This is a genomic window from Asticcacaulis endophyticus (assembly GCF_014652575.1).
Lineage (GTDB): Bacteria > Pseudomonadota > Alphaproteobacteria > Caulobacterales > Caulobacteraceae > Asticcacaulis > Asticcacaulis endophyticus.
In genome coordinates, this window is record NZ_BMZB01000002.1 from 74,664 (window position 1) to 92,850 (window position 18,187).

General features: G+C 55.8%; 14 protein-coding genes and 1 pseudogene. 5 read left to right on the top strand and 10 right to left on the bottom strand.

Annotation, left to right across the window (positions count from 1 at the left end):
* Positions 1 to 59 precede the first annotated feature (59 nt).
* Complete coding sequence (locus IE102_RS08855; RefSeq protein ID WP_189486151.1) at positions 60 to 623, top strand: RNA polymerase sigma factor; 564 nt, start codon at positions 60 to 62, stop codon at positions 621 to 623.
* Positions 624 to 645: 22 nt separating this feature from the next.
* On the opposite strand, the gene IE102_RS08860 is transcribed toward IE102_RS08855, so the two are convergent.
* Positions 646 to 987 (bottom strand): helix-turn-helix domain-containing protein, encoded by a 342-nt coding sequence (locus tag IE102_RS08860; RefSeq protein WP_189486152.1) that lies wholly within the window; start codon positions 985 to 987, stop codon positions 646 to 648.
* A gap of 260 nt (positions 988 to 1,247) precedes the next feature.
* On the opposite strand from IE102_RS08860, the gene IE102_RS08865 reads away from it, so the two are divergent.
* Together IE102_RS08865 and IE102_RS08870 are read left to right on the top strand one after the other, a co-directional pair.
* The gene (locus IE102_RS08865; protein WP_189486153.1) at positions 1,248 to 2,279 is read left to right on the top strand and encodes a FecR family protein; all 1,032 of its coding nucleotides are present in this window, start codon (positions 1,248 to 1,250) and stop codon (positions 2,277 to 2,279) included.
* A gap of 78 nt (positions 2,280 to 2,357) precedes the next feature.
* A complete protein-coding gene (locus tag IE102_RS08870; RefSeq protein WP_189486154.1) occupies positions 2,358 to 4,952 on the top strand; it encodes a TonB-dependent receptor plug domain-containing protein in 2,595 nt (864 codons plus the stop codon).
* Here the strand turns inward: IE102_RS08870 and IE102_RS08875 are convergent.
* A complete protein-coding gene (locus IE102_RS08875) occupies positions 4,921 to 5,226 on the bottom strand; it encodes a hypothetical protein (protein WP_189486155.1) in 306 nt (101 codons plus the stop codon). The two genes, IE102_RS08870 and IE102_RS08875, sit on opposite strands and share 32 nt — an antisense overlap.
* A 555-nt stretch (positions 5,227 to 5,781) precedes the next feature.
* Here IE102_RS08875 and IE102_RS08880 point away from each other — a divergent pair.
* Positions 5,782 to 7,380 carry an alpha/beta hydrolase family protein gene (locus IE102_RS08880; RefSeq protein WP_189486156.1) on the top strand — a complete coding sequence of 533 codons (1,599 nt, stop codon included), beginning with the start codon at positions 5,782 to 5,784 and terminating at the stop codon, positions 7,378 to 7,380.
* Here the strand turns inward: IE102_RS08880 and IE102_RS08885 are convergent.
* The 8 genes and pseudogenes from IE102_RS08885 to IE102_RS08920 form a co-directional block, all read right to left on the bottom strand.
* The gene (locus IE102_RS08885; RefSeq protein WP_189486157.1) at positions 7,375 to 8,496 is read right to left on the bottom strand and encodes an asparagine synthase-related protein; all 1,122 of its coding nucleotides are present in this window, start codon (positions 8,494 to 8,496) and stop codon (positions 7,375 to 7,377) included. The two genes, IE102_RS08880 and IE102_RS08885, sit on opposite strands and share 6 nt — an antisense overlap.
* 605 nt (positions 8,497 to 9,101) lie before the next feature.
* The gene (locus tag IE102_RS08890) at positions 9,102 to 9,752 is read right to left on the bottom strand and encodes a lasso peptide biosynthesis B2 protein (RefSeq protein WP_189486158.1); all 651 of its coding nucleotides are present in this window, start codon (positions 9,750 to 9,752) and stop codon (positions 9,102 to 9,104) included.
* Between the two features lie 44 nt (positions 9,753 to 9,796).
* Positions 9,797 to 9,949 carry a benenodin family lasso peptide gene (locus IE102_RS08895; RefSeq protein WP_189486159.1) on the bottom strand — a complete coding sequence of 51 codons (153 nt, stop codon included), beginning with the start codon at positions 9,947 to 9,949 and terminating at the stop codon, positions 9,797 to 9,799.
* A gap of 173 nt (positions 9,950 to 10,122) precedes the next feature.
* Entirely contained in the window at positions 10,123 to 10,782 is a 660-nt protein-coding gene (locus IE102_RS08900; RefSeq protein ID WP_189486160.1) for a GntR family transcriptional regulator, read from the bottom strand.
* A 189-nt stretch (positions 10,783 to 10,971) separates the two neighbouring features.
* Entirely contained in the window at positions 10,972 to 11,358 is a 387-nt protein-coding gene (locus tag IE102_RS08905) for a hypothetical protein (protein WP_189486161.1), read from the bottom strand.
* Positions 11,359 to 11,677: 319 nt separating this feature from the next.
* Positions 11,678 to 14,844, bottom strand: a pseudogene (locus tag IE102_RS08910) (error-prone DNA polymerase); the annotation flags it as partial.
* Positions 14,841 to 16,187, bottom strand: coding sequence for a Y-family DNA polymerase (locus IE102_RS08915; protein WP_268247472.1), 1,347 nt, complete (start codon positions 16,185 to 16,187; stop codon positions 14,841 to 14,843). The pseudogene IE102_RS08910 and the gene IE102_RS08915, both read right to left, overlap by 4 nt.
* A 91-nt stretch (positions 16,188 to 16,278) precedes the next feature.
* Positions 16,279 to 17,034: an ImuA family protein gene (locus tag IE102_RS08920; RefSeq protein WP_189486164.1), complete on the bottom strand. Its 756-nt coding sequence runs from the start codon at positions 17,032 to 17,034 to the stop codon at positions 16,279 to 16,281.
* Between the two features lie 287 nt (positions 17,035 to 17,321).
* Here IE102_RS08920 and IE102_RS08925 point away from each other — a divergent pair, with 287 nt between their 5' ends.
* A complete protein-coding gene (locus IE102_RS08925) occupies positions 17,322 to 18,038 on the top strand; it encodes an SOS response-associated peptidase (protein WP_189486165.1) in 717 nt (238 codons plus the stop codon).
* The last annotated feature ends 149 nt before the right edge of the window (positions 18,039 to 18,187 follow it).

An 18,187-nucleotide genomic window follows, 5' to 3' on the forward strand; every position in this document is an offset into this window, starting at 1 on the left:
GCCCGCCTCAGCCTGTTTTTCACGTTCCAAGAAAGCTTATTTGTCGGAGTGACGCGCACATGAGCCAAGTAACGGACATGGGGCATTGGTATCGCGCGCATGTGCTGGCCCACAGGTCAGCATATCTTGATATTGCGCGACGAATGCTCGGCGAAGCGCATATGGCCGAGGATATCGTTCATGATGTCATCGCAGAATTGATGTCAGACGATCGATGGAAGGCGATACCAGCACCCCGAATGTACTTGATGCGTGCAATATACAATCGGTGCGTAAACATCTGGCGCCGGAGGCAGGTAGTGTCACTTGTACCCTTGCCCGATTTCGAAACCATGGCCCTGGCTTTAGATCGACCTGATGCTACTCAGATACTTGAAGCAAAGGAAGGCATAGCAATTGTTAAGGGCGCGATAGACCGACTACCCCCGCAAATTCGTAACGTCATCATACTCCGCACGATAGAGAACATGAGCGTACGGGAAATATCGCGACGTTTCGGAACAAAGGAATCCGTAGTTCATCGCCAGGTAAAACGGGGGAGGGCGATGCTCGTCGAGCTTATGGCATCGTACTATACGCAGACTTTGAAGTCCGAAATGATTAAGCGGGCCAGTGATCTTTGAGGAGCCAGATTCTCACAGCACTTTATGGCATTTTCTTTTCGAGAAGTTTGAACAAGTCGTTCAACCATTCGATATCATCATGGGAAAATTTGAGGATTCGGCTGACAACCGTGGATGCCAGCGGCGTCAACATAGGATCATTAGGTCCGCCTCTTCGGAACAGAAAAACAGGATCAACACCAAAGGACTTTGCCAGAGCGGTAATGTTATTCGTTGTGATGCTGGTCTCAGCGCGCTCTATTCTACCAATCGTGTTTCTGCTGAGGCCTGATTTCTCCGCCAGATCGTCCTGGCTCCACCCCTGAGCGTTACGTCGCTCAATGACGATTTTCCCAAACTCGATTTCCAGCGGATTTTTAGCCATACTGAAAGGGTAATCTGACCTTCGAAAAGGGAAAACCAACCGTGGGGTGACAATTGAAGCTTTAAGAACCTTGTTAGGGTACATCCTGTACATTAATGTGGTACTATCGATGCTGAAAACATCTTTTCAGTTGTCTATTGGAAAGCTTTGGTTTCTTCAATCTTAGTGAGCGAACCAACCTCTCGCCCGTTGAATGGACTCACCGAGCCTTTCTTCATATGATATCCCTAAGAGCAAATCTCGATTGAGGCGCAGCTTCCGTGTCAGAAACTGATAGTAACTTGGCTCGATTAGAGGTCGCGGCAGACTGGTTTGAACAGCGCGCGGTCGGCGTGGTCGACGAAGTTGAATTTGACAGGTGGTTGCGCGATCCGCGCAACATGGAAGCTTGGTTGGCCATATGTGATAGCGATGCGACGATTGAGCCGTTGCGTATAGCTCGAAAAATTCTCAAGGAAATGGATGGCATCACGCAAGCCCGGACCGCCGCAAACGATGATAAGGCGATGCGGCGTGGAGGCCCCGAAAAGCTAAAACAAGTAACTAAGCCTGGTCGGGGTGCCCTTAACCGGCGCAGATTATTCGTGATATTGACCGGAGCCGTCACCGCAGGTCTGGTGGGGACTGGGGCTTTGGTCGCCAATGCCAAACAGAGCATCGAGACGGGGGTCGGCGAGCGACGACAGATAGCTCTTCCCGATGGCAGTAAACTGGACGTCAACACCGACAGCAAGGTCCTTTGGAGATTTGGAGCGGCGAAGCATGAGGTGTGGCTTGAGCGCGGCGAGGCTGCATTGGTAGCCAGCAAGGTGAAGAGACCGATAACTGTCAAAGCTGAGGGGTGGGCAGTGATTGCCTTAACAGAGGGGCAATATAATCTACGAAGGCAGGGCGATGCCCTAAGTGTTACTGTTTTACATGGCGATGCAGAGGTGACGACCGCAGTTGGTAAGGTGAAATCGGTTCACATGGGTGATGCAGTGGTGATGGAGAACGCTGGTTTGCAAATACATCCCGTAGCGTCGTCCGAACTTCAAAAAGCAACGTTGTGGCGCACCGGGCAACTCGCTTTTGATGGGGTAACACTGGCGCAAGCGGTCGAGGAATATAACCGCTATCTCATCACAAAAATCACAATACGTGACAAATCACTAGGAAATATTCGTCTTTTGGCTACCGGACCATGGAGTACAGACGACCCCAAGGAATTTCTGGATACGTTGGCAGCTTCGTTTAATGTCAAAGTCACAAGGTCCGCATCTGGTGAATATGTTATTTCAAAATTCCTTTGATCTGCAATGTCAGTTTTGCGACGGTCGTTTGTATTTACCCTGAAGGGCTGATTGGTTCAGCCCATCAGGGGATAATTCATGTCAAACAAATGGTTGAAGCGCCATGTGTCCGGCGCAGCGATAGTGTTCGCCCAAAATTTCTGCCGTCTCTCAGCGCTGCCACTCCTGGTCGGTCTCACAGTGGCGCCGCCCATTTCATCAGCGCAGACCGCACAGGTAACTTTCGATATTCCATCAGGGCCAGCTACGAAGTCTTTACAGACGTTTTCCGAGCAAGCCGGGATCGCTGTAACAGCGCCGTTCGATGTTGCGGCAAAGATTCAGACATCAACGCTAAAAGGCAATTTCACACCTAGCGATGCATTGAAAAAGCTCTTAGACGGAACCGATCTAGAAATCGCTAACGCTACGTCAAAGACTATTTCTCTTCGGATCAAGGTTTTAAAAGAAGCGTCTACTCGCCCAGAGCCCGCAGTGGGAGCGGCGACCGAACGTGATCCGGTGGAGGTCGTCGTAACGGGGACCCGCTTGCGGAACGTCGCGCCCACATCGCCTCTAAAACAACTTGGGCGCGCCGAAATCGAGGGTTCGGCATTCAGCCGACTCGGTGACCTTTTGCGCGCCCAAACCGAAGTTTTCGGGGGCAGTCAGAACCCCGGTGTTCAGGCGGGTAGCCCACGCCAAGGGCAATCCAATATCACCAACGGCTCGACTATCGACCTACGGGGGCTGGGCTCGGATGCCACATTGGTCCTCCTCAACGGCAAACGTCTGCCTGGCAACGCCTACACTCAGGCGCCAGATGTATCGGCGATACCGCTGGCCGCCTTGTCGCGTGTTGAAATCCTGACAGATGGGGCGTCCGCTGTTTATGGTGCTGATGCGGTGGCAGGCGTTGTGAACTTCATTTTGCGCAAGGATTTAGACGAAACGGAAGTAGGGGCGCGTTTGGGAGGTGCGACACAAGGCGGCGGCTTTGAGCAAGCCTATGATGTCACCGCTGGCAAGACATGGACCAACGGGTTTGCAATGGTCGGCGCGCAGTATAGAACGCAACAACCCATCCTTGCCTCGGATCGTGAGCTTACCTCTGAAGTTGTCCCGGTGAATAGCCTCGTGCGGAAGGATGAGAGGACATCGATTTTTCTCGCTGGCGAACATAGCGTTTCGGACCGGTTGACGCTGCGAGGACAGGGCCTCCTATCCAGGTCGCAGTCAGGCTCCTTGCAGCAGACCTTTCCGGATAGCACACTTTATATTGACCACACAGAATCTCAAACGGCGCATATGGCGCTGGGCGCTGACATGGAGATTTCCGGCGACTGGCGGATATCCCTAGACGTAAGCCACGCCGATGCGGCCGACAAACGTGGCACCGACTCGGAATGGGGGTACTCCGTAGACAATTGGACAAACCGGACCACGTCGGCGGAGGTAGGCGCATCAGGTACACTTCTTCATCTGCCTAGCGGTCCGGTACGGATGGCAGCGGGGCTGGGATATCGACATGATTTTTACCGGTACGTCGGCTATCTGGAAGAAGGGGCAAAGCGTGACATTCGTTTTGCCTATGCCGAAGCGGTGGCACCGCTCGTCATGCCATCTGACCGTAAAGGCCTGAACAGTCTGGATTTAAGTTTCGCTGTCAGGACGGAAAGCTATAGCGACTTCGGGAACACCACCAACCCAAAATTCGGTGTGCGTTACGTACCCGTGCCGCGTTTGAATTTACGCGCGACCTGGGGCAAATCCTTCAAGACACCTAACTTCAATCAGACAGCCGCCGCCGGCAATGTGTACTACTACGCCGCCACGAGCGTCGGATCGACCGACACCACACGGGCCGCGCTGATCGAATATGGCGGTAACCCTGACCTGAAGCCGGAAAAAGCGACCTCATCAACAATCGGCGTCGATTGGGCAACAGAACTGTCAGGGTTTAAGGTTTCTGTGACCTACTTCCATATCGATTATAAGGATCGGGTCGTCGTCCCCATCAGTGTCTTGGGGGCGGCTTTGTCTGACCCGGCTTATGCGACCTTCGTGATTATGAACCCCACGGCGCAAGAGCAGGCCACCTCAATGGCGTCTCTGACCGGAGGCGGGCAGTTTTATAATTTCTCGGGTGGCAGCTACAGTGTGGGGCGAACCCTCGCCATCCTCAAAGATCGCTGGGTCAACGCCAGCAACCAGCAGATTTCAGGATTTGATGTTCGTGCGAACCAGCGCCTGACCTTTGCGACTGGGGTTCTGGATGCCAGCGTGTCGATCACCGATATGACCATAAATCAGGCTACCCTACCGGGGAACCCCGCGCAGACGCTTACGGGAACCTTGTTTTACCCGCCATCAACCCGCATCGTGTCAGCCCTTACTTGGGAGGGGCCGCGCTGGAGGATAGGCAGCACGGTCAATTACATATCCGACGCGATTGATACAGGTGTAACCCCCAATGCCCGTATCGCGTCATGGACAACCGTTGACCTCATCGCGGGATGGCGTTTGCGCGGGGATCATCGGACCGAACTGCAATTGGCCGTCACAAACCTCTTTGACCGCGATCCGCCGATAGCCCGCGGCGCGGCGGCGAACTATCCCGGTCTGTATTATGACGGCACGACCGCCTCACCGGTCGGACGATTTATCGCCGTGACGCTCCGGCATCGCTTTTAGTCGACGGCCTGGAGCAACACAGATGCATCGGCGTGCCCTGTTGGCGGGCATGGCGGCAGGCGTATGGGGTGGCCGGGTTTCGGCGGCCATTCCGCTTGCCGCCACCCGTCCGTTTTCTATCGATGATTACCTTGAACGACAGGCAATCGTAGATCTGGTATTTTCTCCGACGGGTGACCGATGGGCCGTTCTGATCCAACGCCCCCTCGCGGCGGATGGGTTTTACGCCATGGGAGATACGCTCATCACGCCGCGATGCGACGTCTGGGTCCATAACCGCGATGGGTCATTGGTCGCTATCACGACAGGACCGGATTGGTACGTATCACCCGTTTTTTCCCCCTCCGGAAAATTTTTGGCCATTGCAAAAATTGATCGCCACGGGCAAGTGACCGTTCAGATCCATTGTGGGCGTAGCGGGGCCCACCTATGGTCACCACCTTTGCCGGATAGCCTGGAATTGTCAGTGCCGATTACAAGGCAGGGCGTACCATCGTCGGAGATACTGTGGTTGGATGACACGCGGCTCGTGGTTATAACCACGGCCGGCTATTATCAGCCGAGACCTATTTCTACCCTGGTGATGAGTGAAATCGCGGCGCGGACGGCCAGTGAGAGCGTCAACGGAGGTCTCTCCGTGCGACGTTGGCAAACAGATAGCCGTCAGACCTGTGGAATCGGATCTTCCATGGTGGGCCTGTCACTGCCTCAGAAGAAAGTATCCGTCTGGGCAAGTGGCGATATCAGGATGGTGTCAATCGCTCCTGATGCGACGAGCGCGGCTATCATACGCGCCGTTGGGCGTCCGCCATTGCGACCGGGAACCCCGATGTCAGCGCCTCTAGGTGAAACAGCGGGGGGCTATGAAGACACCCGTGTTGAGTTGGGGCTATCAATACTGTCGCTCTCGACAGGCGAAGAGACAACAACAGACTTCAAAGGTGTCGGTCGAATGGCCTCCATCTTCGCGCCGGCATGGTCGCCGGACAGCAAGCGATTGGCCGTGCCCAGTCGGACCGCATATTCACCTGAGCCCGGCGATAGTGCGGTTTGGTCAGCGGCTCTTGCGGGGCGGACGGTATCTGCAACAATGACGCCAGCGCTGTCTCCATTCGACGCGGTCATCAACGCACACTGCATGGCAGCGACGCCTTCTGACCGAGCCGCGAGAGAGGCTTGGGAAAAGCTATCCGAAGCCGGGGCGGCATCGCCTCTTGGGCGCGATGTTGGCGGGCAGGCGGGGCATGTCGGGGCCTTCATCTTTGCCTTGACCGGGGAGCAAATGCGCATTGTCTCCACATGCGGTCAAAAGCTTACGGTGATAGATGAGGTAGATGAGTCCAGTCTCACACTTACGGGGATGACGATGGTGTTCGTGGCGGGCGGCAAAGATCCCTGGCGATATCGCCTGTCCGAGACCGGAATTCATCGGGTGCCTGAGCCGTTATTCTCGCAGGATACGGTCACAAGCTTCAGGCATCCTGCACTATCAGATACCTTGTGTGTCGAAGAGCGAGACACGGACACGCGATTGGTACGAAGGATGGCCTCTGGCAGGGCCGCAGTCCTGTTTGCCTGCAACCAAAACTTCGCCAATGTGCGTCGTCCTGTCGGAGAAGCCGTCGCATATACGGCCCGAGATGGAACGGGACGACAAGGTATATTGTACTGGCCAACTGCTCATCCTGACAGCCACACCCTGCCGCCAGTTGTGGTTTACGCCTACCCGCAGTCCGCGCCTGGCTTTCAGTCGCGTCTCGGCCGGCCCAACAGCAGCGCAAGCTGGTTATTTCAGGCGCTGCTGTCTGAAGGCTTTGCGGTCTTCCATGCTGCGTTTCCGGTTGAAAATGCCGTAGCGTATAATCAGCCCTTTGAAATGGCTCCGAGGGAAATCCTGCCGGCGCTCGATGCATTGGACCGGCGAAAAGACATTAAAACCGGAAGTTATGGTTTTCTTGGTCATTCTAATGGTGGCTACGCAGCTCTGGCTTTGGGCGCACAGACCGACCGTTTCAAGGCGATCGTGGCAGCCTCTGCGTTTCCTGACAGTTTCGAGACGGATTTGGCTGTCACTTCGGAAATACGATATCTGGATTGCGCGCCAGCGATCGTGCAGGCCCGCAGGTTATACCTCGAAGCCCCCCATGTGCCTTATGCTTATAGCGCCGATCCGGTCAGCGGTGTCGATCATTACCTGAACAACAGTCCGCTCTATAACCTGAAACAGTATAAGACACCGACCTTGCTGTTATACGGCGAATACGACGTCGCCCTTCCGGCCATGGAAAAAACGTTCCTGGCGCTTCAAGCCGCTGGCGTGCCCGCTGAACTCGACACCTACTGGGCGGATGGACATGTGCTGTCAAATCCACGCCATGTCCGTGATGCCACAGAGCGCCAGGTTGCGTGGTTCAAACGCTGGCTATGAATGGCAAGGTGCATCGGCCCACTGGCGGCACCAGTTTTCGACGCCGGTGAGGTCAAGCAACTCACAAAACCCGATATCTCTCGCCGGCGTCGCACGCGATAAGTAGGTCTCAATGGCCGGGCAGTTCAGTAGCCCCTGCTGTGCCAGAAGGCCGCCGAGGAGAAAGTCCCTAAGAAACGGTTTGCGGGCCTCATAGATTTCCCCGCAGAAACCGGTAAACTCGCCCTTCGTCTTGCGATGAGCGACAAGGGGCGGCAGACGGTCGGCGAAGGCCTCTCGGGCGATGGCCCGATTGCGTCCCCCCTCGATCCATAACCATGTAGGCACCCGCAGGCAGGCCTCCATGACGGGTTGTGAGAGTAGCGGATATCGCATCGGTCCAATTTGCGTACGCTCCTGCAAGTCATAAAGGTTTTGCGCGCGGATGAGGGCCATGACGTGTTCGCGCTTGCCGGGAAGGGCACTCTGCGGAGCGTCATGCCATGGATGCGATTGTAGCAGGGGAGGGCTGTCGGTGATCAGAAACCGGCTTGAAACCTTTGTCGCCCAGGTAGATCCTCGCCAATACTTCCTTACCGCCAGTCTCAGGGCCGTCCAATACGAACAATCGTGGAGACGAGTCAGATTGAGAAGGGCCGTATTAAACGTCCGCCCCGGACCAAAGGTTCGCAGCGCATCGGTGGCTGGAGCCGCCGTATGTAAGTAGCAGAAGACATTGTCACCCCCGCCACCGGAAAAGAACGATTCAGCGCCAATGAATTTGGCGTCTGCCGCTAGCAGGATGTCGACGGCCGATTGAAGCACCCCAATGCCAGGCAAAGGGAGGGACTGTCTCAAAGGGGGAGGGACTTCGACAGCCGCAGGCTGAAGGAACAAGGTGCGAAGCGGCACATTGAGTTGCTCTGCCATTGGCTGGGCATACCGGCGTTCATCCGCACCGGCGTCTGGTGTGACGAGATTTGCACAGTACGGTGGCGGCGAATGACCGAGCAAGCAAGCCGCGATAATAGAAGAATCGAGACCGCCCGAAAGTTCGATGAGGACTTGACCGCTTACCCGCGCCCAGGCTGTGACACTGTGTTCGACAGCCTCCCGTATCGAGCTTTCGAACTGCACGGGTGTTGTTTCCGGATCGGATAGGATGAAAGACCAGGGCGACCACGATGTCCGGGTTTCTGTCTCGCTCGCACTATGCTCGATGGTCGTGCCTGGCAGTATTTCCTCAATCCCGAAAAGGGCTGTACGTCGCGTTCGTAACCCTGGGTATAATAAAAGGTGACCTAGCTGAGCCCAGTCGATGGGCACTTTCCGTTTTATGGCCAAGAGGAGGAAGTCGAGGTTCGAGCTGTAGTATGTAAAATCGAGGGCTGCAGCCGTAAAACACGCCAAGCCTCCGGCAGGGTCTCGAAGGACCGACACTGATCGATCTGACGTGAGCACAGCGATATAACTACCCCAGCAACGGTTCAGAATTTCCGATATCGTTGTCACCGGAAGCATCTGCGAAGGTGATGCGCCGGACGCGCGATCAAAGAGGTGGCCAATGATGAGCCCCGAGGCCAGTCGATAGATTGGAAGGTCCGTGCTCACAAATACGAGTGCGTTAGGCTTATCGACGACAAGCTGGAGATGAAGCTTTTGCCACCGGTCAATCTCGTGTTGACGAAATGTCTCGTCAAAAACGCCGGAACGCGGGACGATGCAAAGATAATCCGCTGGCATCAGACGGTTAAGATAGGTGTATGGCGCACCGCTCGGTCCAGGGTATCATTGAGAACGGTTGTTCCTGCTTGAAGCCAACAGTGCGCGGAAAACGGATTTAGGGCGACCCCAAAGACGAGATGACAGGCCAAACGGCGTTTCTGTAAGTAACGTTTCATCGCAAGCGAGTCATGCAGACACACCCGCTTTAACGGGACGAGACGGCGCGTTTCATTAAAATCTAAAGCGGTGTCGATGAGGCCCTTACAGGTCGGCGCCTGCGAAATATCCGTTCGACATCCCGCCAGAAGTCGAAAAAGCGGGATTGTTTTAACATCCAGGATCGCCTTGCCGGTCATATATGCGACTTCAATCCAGGCACAGCTATCGCCCCGCTCCCGAGTGTGGCTTTCCGTCAGACTTTCTGTAACGGACATTGGCATTGTGGTCGCTCGTGCGACCTGGCGCTGACTGACCAGGACCCCAGACGACACGAGTTGCTGCAACATGTTCGGTTCAGTGTCACGGCCTGCGACGATGTCGAGAAAGGCCGTCTTGAGGGGAGGTGTGAGCTGGAAATAGCGATCTGCCTGCACATCAAGAAAGACAAGGCGTTCCCCGATTTCACAGTAATGAAGATTGGTTGCGGGAGAATAAGACATGATCGCCATGGGGTTAAGCACGCAGGTACTCAGACCTGCGCACTTGTTGCCGGTTAGTCTTCGGAAATGCCAATCGCCGCCTTCTGGTTCGATGGCTCGGGGCCACCGGGTGCCCCGCCTTGGGTTTCGATAGAGGCTGTACCCAGTTCGATGATGTCTTCGCACGACTGCTCAATGTCGCGGTTAGTGGCGATAATTTTTCCCATGGTGATTTCTCCTCTGCTGGGAAGTCATGATTAGCCATGACCGAGAAATCATAATGCCGGGGAGCGAGTATCATAAATTTATTCAGTGAGAATAATCTGATGATAATCATGCAATATCAGAACGTTATTTTCAGTAACGGAGAGTTTACTGATTGGCTGGCCTGCACTGGCAATCAGGTGCGTTGGTGCAGAAGGCGAACTAGACGCGATGCTATGTTCTTGCGAACTTGCCTATACTCATTGAGCAGCCGCCGAAAATCCTGATAGTCCGCCCGTAACCAGGCAGAAGCCATTTCGTCGTATTCACTGGACCAATCCGGTAATAGCTGGCCCTTTAATTTTCTGACGGCGTGCAGGCGATCAATCTCATTAGCGACATAATGCTTAAGGGAGGTATTGCCGGACGCAAGGGCAATGGAAGAAAACAGATGTTCAGTCGCCGCGACGAGATCTATGTCCGCGGCCCCGCCTGTGGTGGGTAGAAGAGCGGGGGCTTGGGCAATTACTAATCCACTCGATGCAATTAGTTTGATGCTGAGGTCAACGTGATAGACGTGGACTGTGTAGAGGTCTTCCAAGTCGGGCTCGGTAATGCGTGCAGATCTAAAGCCTTCATTTGGGAAGGCTTCGATAAATCCTTCGCGCGCCAGCATGTAGAGGGCGGTGCGAACGGGTTGAATGCTCACTCCTAATTGATCTTTGAGCGCATCAATATCTACGTGTTCGCCCGGAAGGTAGGCACCGTTTTTAATGAGCATCTTTATATGCTCGTACACCCGTTCAATTTTTATCTCTCGTTTGGGCATCACGTTGCGCCTTTGAATCGCGGGCATAACGGTTGATCCATCGCCTCATGTATCGTTCCGTCGCTATATCGCAGGTGCTGTCACCCACAATTCCGGCCGCGCTTTAAACGGTTAATTGTCGAATATTCCCCTGAGGGTAGAATATGTGCGAGTCAGTTTCAAGAGAAATCAGCCTTATAGTACCGTGACCAAGACGGCGGTGCCGATCGCAGGCATTCACTGAGCGCGGTAAGTCATCAAATCCTTGGCTGGAATGCCAGAGGCTGTGGCCTGGGCGTTTATGCGATCCGCCATCGCATTGATCATTTTCGTAAGCTGCGGCACATAGGCCGTCCTTCGCTCATGGTAGGCGACGAGCAATCTTTTGAACATGTCAAAGTCTTTGCTGTGCCAAGCTTTGGTCAAAGCCTCTAACTCTCCGGCACGGTGGGGTATCAGTTTGGCCTCTGCTATAAGCGTCAGGCGGTAGAGAACGTTCTCGTCAGTGTAGTTCTGCAACGTTTGAAGCCTGGTGTCGACGCTCGTTATTTCAGCAAAAAGGTTTCGCGTCGCAACGGCGATTTCATCTTCGATCAGGTCGCTGTCCTGAAATTGCGTGTGCATTCTATCCCCTGGTGATGACTGTCTGCGGGAAATCAGGTGGACGTTTGTGGCGATGGCGCCATGGGCTGCCGAGGGGCCTCGCCAATCTCAAGGCGGTCGCAAGGGTCAAAACTCGCCTTATTGTGGTATAATGGGCCCGCCAATGCAAGTCACGTTGTTTGGCCGTTTCACACGAATCTGGTGCCCACCTGACGCTCCCAAAATCAGGTCTGTAGCCTATTTGAAGTTGCGGGTACGCGGATCAATTTGGGCCGTTGGGGCCAATAGACCAGAATGCGCGTCGCGCGATGGTGGAGATTTGGCACGGACCCGTGAATCCTGCCCGGAGCCGCCGTGATGGAATTCGTCGCCGCGACCGTGGGGAAGGGGGAAGGGTGTATCGCGTTCGCCAATGCTTGACAGATCAGCCGACAGATCGGCCAGACTGCGCGCGACCAGGTGGACCACGTCACCCTCACGCTGGATCTGGCCTGAGATCAGCAGCATCTTGGCCGACATGACGATACTGCGATGCAGGTCAAAAGTCTTTTCCCAAACGATAGCGTTGATGATGCCGGTCTCATCTTCTAGGGTGATGAAGGTGACGCCATTTGCCGAGCCGGGCCGCTGCCTGACCATCACCATACCTGCGACCTGAACGTATCTGGTGTCGTTTGCCTCATTGGCCGCCTTGCACGTCAGGAAGCCGCGCTTCACATAGTCGTAGCGCAGGAAAGAAACGGGATGATTGCGTAACGTCAGGCCCACACTGCCATAATCTTCAACGACTTCGCCGCCGGCCTTCATGGGGCGCAGATACACGACAGGTTCATGGATTTCCGGGACATGACCTCCTTCACGGGCGGCGGCCGCAGCAAAAAGCGGCAGAGGCTCGTCGCCCAACCCTTTGATGGCAAACAAGGCCTTCCGCCGCTCAACGCCCAATGCGGAGAGGTACGCGTCGGCTTCGGCCAGCTTTACCAATGCGGGCAAGGGAACTTTCGCCCGCGACCAGATATCTTCAATCGATATGAAGGGCCGTTCGGATCTGACGGCCAAAAGCGCTGCCATGTGGGCGTTTGCGATACCCTTGACCATTCTAAAGCCGAGCCGGACCGCGAATTTACCGGGGCGGTCTGTGGGCTCAAGGGTGCAGTCCCAGCGGGAGGTGTTGACGCATATGGGTCGGACTTCGACCCCATGTTTTCGGGCATCGGTGACAATTTGGGCGACACCGTAAAAGCCCATGGGTTGGGCATTGAGGAGGGCGGCGCAAAACACATCAGGGTGCCAGCGCTTTATCCAGCACGAGGCGTAGGCAATCAGCGCGAAAGAATAGGCATGGGATTCGGGGAAGCCGTAACTGCCAAAGCCTTGAAGCTGGCTGAAAATCTTTTCGGCAAACTCAGCATCATAGCCACGTTCCATCATCCCTTTGATCATGGGTTCATGAAATTCAGAAATGCCGCCCGTTTCCTTGAACGTCGCCATACCCCGACGCAACATGTCGGCCTGGCCGGGGGTAAAACCGGCGCATTCGATCGCCACCCGCATGGCCTGCTCCTGGAATAACGGTACGCCCAGAGTTTTGCCCAGAACGCGCTCCAGCTCTGGTGTCGGAAAAACCACTTTCTCTTTGCCTTCACGACGCCGCAGATAGGGGTGCACCATATCGCCCTGAATGGGGCCAGGGCGGACGATGGCGACCTGGATCACCAGATCATAAAAGGCGCGGGGCTTGAGGCGCGGTAACATCGACATCTGCGCGCGGGATTCGATCTGGAAGGTGCCCAAGGTATCGGCCCGACTGATCATCTTGTAGGTCTGGGGGCATTCGGCCGGGATCGTCGCGAGATCGAGGTCCATTTCTTTATGCTCTTTGAGGAGATCAAAGGCGCGCTTCATGCAACCGAGCATCCCTAAGCCCAGCACATCGACCTTCATGAACCTCAACGTGTCGATATCATCTTTATCCCATTCGATGATCTGGCGATCTTCCATGGCAGCGGGTTCGATCGGCACAAGCTCGTCAAGCCTGTCTTGGGTCAGAACAAAGCCGCCAGGATGCTGGGACATGTGGCGCGGGGTGTTGAGTAACTGGCTGGCCAGGGAGAGCGCTAACCTGAGCCGGCGATCGGTGTCATTGAGATTCATATCCTTGAACTGATCGGTCTGCAGGCCGTCGCTTTTCCACCCCCAAATCTGTTTGGACATCGACCTTAATAAATCTTCAGGCAAGCCCAGGACCTTGCCGACATCGGCCAACGCGCTTTTGGGGCGGTAGCGGGTGACAACCGCCGTCAGGGCGGAATGGTTACGGCCATAGGTTTCGTATATCCACTGAATGACGATCTCACGCCGTTCGTGCTCGAAATCGACATCAATATCGGGCGGTTCGCGCCGCTCTTCTGAAACGAAGCGCTCGAACAGCATGTCGTTGCGTGAGGGGTCGATCGACGTGATGCCGAGAACATAGCAGACGGCGGAGTTGGCCGCCGAGCCGCGGCCCTGGCACAAAATGCCTTGCGACCTCGCAAACCGAACGATCGAATTCACGGTCAAAAAATAGGGCGCATATTCCAGCTTGCCGATAAGGGTCAGTTCATGACGTAAAATATCGACAACCTGGCGGGGCACGCCCTGCGGATAGCGTTGCTTAGCACCTTCCCACGTCAGTTGGCGCAACGCATCCTGGGCGGTCATCCCCGGCATCGTCTTCTCTTCAGGGTATTGATAGACCAGTTCCGCCATGGAAAAGCGACAGCGCCCCACGACATCCAAGGTACGGCGCACAGCTTCGGGATGACGTTTGAACAAACGGGCCATCTCTTCGGGTGGCTTTAAGTAGCGGTCGGCATGGCGTTCACGGCGAAAGCCGGCCTCATCTATGGTGCAGCCATGGCGGATACAGGTGACGACATCCTGAAGGATCTGCCGATCCGGTTCATGGAACAGGATATCGTTGGTGGCCACGGTGGGTACGCGCGCCGAGGCGGCCAGATTGGCAAGGCGGGTCAGGCGACGGGCATCGTTGGGGCGGCGGCGTAAGGTGAGTGCCAGATAGGCATCGTCGCCAAAGGCGGCTTTCAGCTTTCGTAAATTCGACACGCAGATATCGTCGGCTTCGTCGGGTATGAGAATGCCAACCATGCCCTCGCACCAAGTCTCGACATCTGACCACTGTAGTTCACATTCACCCTTGCCGGCGCGCTTCTTGCCTTCCGACAAAAGACGGCATAACCGACCGTAGGCCGCGCGATCGGTAGGATAGACCAGTATGGACGTGCCGCATTTCAGGTCCAGGTGGCATCCGACGATCAGGCGCACCCCGGTAGCATTAGCCGCCTGATAGGCGCGGACCACACCGGCGAGGGAGTTACGATCAACGATGCCCAGGGCGCTAATGCCGAGCGCCTTGGCTTTATTGAACAACTCATCACACGAGCTGGCGCCGCGCAGGAAGGAAAAATGCGACGTGCATTGCAACTCGGCATAGGCCGTCGTCATTGGAAGAATCCATGCAGAAACCAGCTTTGCGATCCGGTTTCCATGTGCTCGCCGTCACCGGCGCGGAAGATCCAGAAGCGTTCGCCAGCTTCGTTCATGACCTGGAAGTAATCGCGGATGGCGCCGATCTCGGCATCGCGCTTCCACCATTCCCCGGATACCCGTTCGGGGCCATCGGCGCTGTGAACCCGGTGGCGCCGGCCGCGCCAGGTGAAGCTGACCGGTGGGTGGTCAGGTAGAAGCGCCATGGTTTCAATGGGTGAGGGCCGGGGCAACAGCATTGCGGGGCGTGGCCAATGCTTGGGCCAGCCAAGGCCAGGGGCTACGGAGTTGGGGGCGACTTTTTTGACAGCGCGTTCGGGCACATCGCTGGCGACGGGTGCCATGCTATAGATTTTGGCTGATCCTAGCCGGTTGGCGATGGTGTCTATAAAGCTCGTCACCTCAATGTCGGGCTCCTCGATCAAGGAGGAGATCATTTGCTTGGGGTTGAGAGGTTCGGCTTCGGTTGCGGCCAGACGCATCAATTCGATGCCCCAACCCGGATCAACGGTCTCAATCTTATCGCACAACAGGCGTGTCAGGCGTTTCAAGTCGCGCACAGGTCTGGCCATGCCGACGCGAATGGCCTCGATCTTGTTGTCGGTCCGGTGCAACAACAGGTCGAGACGCTTAGCCCCAAGACCTTTGCTCTCCAGACGGTCGCATATTTGAACAGTTAGCTTGCCGATATATTTGGCGATCGTCTCTGCCGCACTGATGGGTTCAGCAAATACCCGTTGAACTTCTATTATCTCTTCAAGGCGCACAGGATCGATTGGCTCTGCCGAGCGGCCAAAGGCTTGATCCAATCTGCGGCCTAGGTCTGGACCGAAGCGTAGGGCCAAAGGGGCGCGAGGCTGTGCGACCAGATCTTCGATATGTCGGAAACCGAGCGCACGCAGGTCGCTAACAAGGCTTGCGGACAATCGCAATGCCGAAATCGGCAAGGGCAGAAGCGGGCTCGCGCTTTCACCTGGCGTGGCCACCGAGATAGGATTGGCGACATATCGCGCCAGAGCATGGGCGGCGCCCCATGTGTCGGCAACCGCAATACGTGCCGTGACCCCAAAGCCGTTCAGGCTTTCGATCATACCGTCCAGCATGGGCTCTTCGCCACCGTGCAAGTGCGCTGCGCCCATGATCTCAATGACCAAACCATCCGGCGGATCGGCCGAAACCATTGGAGAGTAGCGCCGAAGTGCCCACAGGGCGAGGTTTTCCAAGCCTGTCAGATCGGCTTTGAGGTCTGCATCCATAACCGTCAGGTGCTCAACCAGGGTCTGGGCCTTACTGATCTCCATGCCCACGTGCAGCCCGAGGCGCAGGGCAAAATCATCGGCGGCAAGGATAACACGCTTGCGGCCGATGAGACCTTTTAGGACGAGCGGGGTGTCAGGAGACGGCCCAGCCTCGCCCAAAACCTTCCGAAGCCTGTCCGTTGGCCAGGTCGGAAGGTATAGAGATAAGACCCTGTTCATTGCACGCCTCGACTTCAAAATCTGCACACTGGCGGCCCTGACACCGCAAAAGTTCCAAATACCAACGGGGCCTGTCCAACCCCGGTTCAACACTTGGGCCTGGAGGTGCCGCCGTCACGCGCCACCGTGTTACGGCGGCGTTGGGGTGGCCGTAGTCGGCGACATCCGCCTCCTTGTCCCAACGGCGAATAGCGATACCTATGGCCCCAGTCGTTTCGGCGGCCAGTTGAAGACGTCGTGACGGCATCATAGCCAGCCTTGTGACCTCGCCGATCACCACCTTGAAGCCACCGTGGCGCAGGCCTTCCTCGAACACCGCCAGCAGGGCGTCATTGTCGACCGCATCAACGAAGATAATGCGATCGGGTGTGAGACCAGCCTGTTCAAGTGCGGGCGGATACACGCCTTTACGACTAACGCACCACACGACCTTGCCGGTGAGGCGGGCCGCGATACCGGCGGCAAACTGTGACGCCGCGGCACCGTTCAGCGCCCCGGTGCTGCCACCTGCGACTTCGTGGAGCGCACCCATCGCCAGTCCGCCATTTGGCAAGCAGGTATCGATAGCCGGCACACCAAAGGGCAGGGTGGCTTTTCCCCGACGGGCCACGCCTTCTATGCGTGAGATGCGATCACGAAGATCATCGAGGACAGGTCGGGAGATGGGCATAGGGCAAAACGTATCTTTCTGATGGCTCTGCATGTGACAAAACTGTTAATATCGTTCCCTTTTTGTTCCGAAGTGAAATGAGAGTCAATTCGTCATTTGCCGTGCGGCGTGACTGAAGGTTCCACGGGTTACCCGGTGAGCAATGATTGCCGAGTAAATCTGCCAAACATATCAAGTCGCTAAATTAGATATTTGAACCGCGACCGCAGCCCGAAAAAAGTTCTAGCAAGGGTGGGAGTTTCTATGCGTAGAATGCAGTTATATCTATTATTTGGCGAGTTGATCTCATGTGTGGTCGCTTCAAACCTAAAAAAACCTGGTCGGAACTTCACGATATACTCAACCTGCTGGGTATGGAGGTGCCTCAAGGCGATCTCTTCGCAGAGGCGCGTCTTGAGATCCGTCCGACCAATCAATACCCGATCATTCGTGCTGGCAAAGACGGCACTTATGAGACGGCGATGTGCCGGTGGTCCCTGGTGCCTTACTGGTTCAAGAAACCGCTAAGCGAGTTCAAGCTGACAACCTTTAACGCCAAAATCGAGGAGGCGGCGGAAAAAGCTACGTTCAAGTCAGCCTTTGCCCGCCGACACTGCCTCATATCGGTAGATTCCTTCTGGGAGTGGTGGGGCGCGCACCCGTCCGGCGCCAAGGGCAAAAAGCAAAGGTGGGAGATCAGCCGCGCCGACAATCATCAAATGGTGTTTGCAGGCATATGGGATCGTGCTGAGACGGCTGACGGACCCATTGAGAGTTTCACCCTGATGACCCGTGCGGCCGGTGACGATCTCGACGCTTACCACACCCGCGAGCCGGTTACCCTGGTGCCCGATGAATATACCGCTTGGCTGAACTGCCAGCCCGTGACCAGTATCCATCCCGCTGAAGATCAATGGCCTTCGGCGGTCAAAGGGACGTTTCGCTTCGCACCCGCGGACGATATCCCCGATCCACCCAAAAGGCTCAAGAATAAGAGCGAGGATCAACAACCGCCCATGCTTTGATGTCCTGAACTCACATCGAGGGTCGAGTGGTATGATTGCGATCGATCTAAACGCTAAAGGCGTGCCAATGTCGTCATGATGCGTTAGGTTGTATGTACCGAATCCTCCAGCGGCCAATAATACCGCCAAGGCTGGTTTAACTGTGCCGC

Coding starts and splice junctions, on each gene's coding strand:
- IE102_RS08855 (WP_189486151.1), top strand. CDS start 60: ATGAGCCAAGTAACGGACATGGGGCATTGGTATCGCGCGCATGTGCTG.
- IE102_RS08860 (WP_189486152.1), bottom strand. CDS start 987: ATGGCTAAAAATCCGCTGGAAATCGAGTTTGGGAAAATCGTCATTGAG.
- IE102_RS08870 (WP_189486154.1), top strand. CDS start 2,358: ATGTCAAACAAATGGTTGAAGCGCCATGTGTCCGGCGCAGCGATAGTG.
- IE102_RS08875 (WP_189486155.1), bottom strand. CDS start 5,226: ATGGACCCAGACGTCGCATCGCGGCGTGATGAGCGTATCTCCCATGGC.
- IE102_RS08880 (WP_189486156.1), top strand. CDS start 5,782: ATGTCAGCGCCTCTAGGTGAAACAGCGGGGGGCTATGAAGACACCCGT.
- IE102_RS08890 (WP_189486158.1), bottom strand. CDS start 9,752: ATGGCGATCATGTCTTATTCTCCCGCAACCAATCTTCATTACTGTGAA.
- IE102_RS08895 (WP_189486159.1), bottom strand. CDS start 9,949: ATGGGAAAAATTATCGCCACTAACCGCGACATTGAGCAGTCGTGCGAA.
- IE102_RS08900 (WP_189486160.1), bottom strand. CDS start 10,782: ATGCCCGCGATTCAAAGGCGCAACGTGATGCCCAAACGAGAGATAAAA.
- IE102_RS08905 (WP_189486161.1), bottom strand. CDS start 11,358: ATGCACACGCAATTTCAGGACAGCGACCTGATCGAAGATGAAATCGCC.
- IE102_RS08915 (WP_268247472.1), bottom strand. CDS start 16,187: ATGGAGATCAGTAAGGCCCAGACCCTGGTTGAGCACCTGACGGTTATG.
- IE102_RS08920 (WP_189486164.1), bottom strand. CDS start 17,034: ATGCCCATCTCCCGACCTGTCCTCGATGATCTTCGTGATCGCATCTCA.
- IE102_RS08925 (WP_189486165.1), top strand. CDS start 17,322: ATGTGTGGTCGCTTCAAACCTAAAAAAACCTGGTCGGAACTTCACGAT.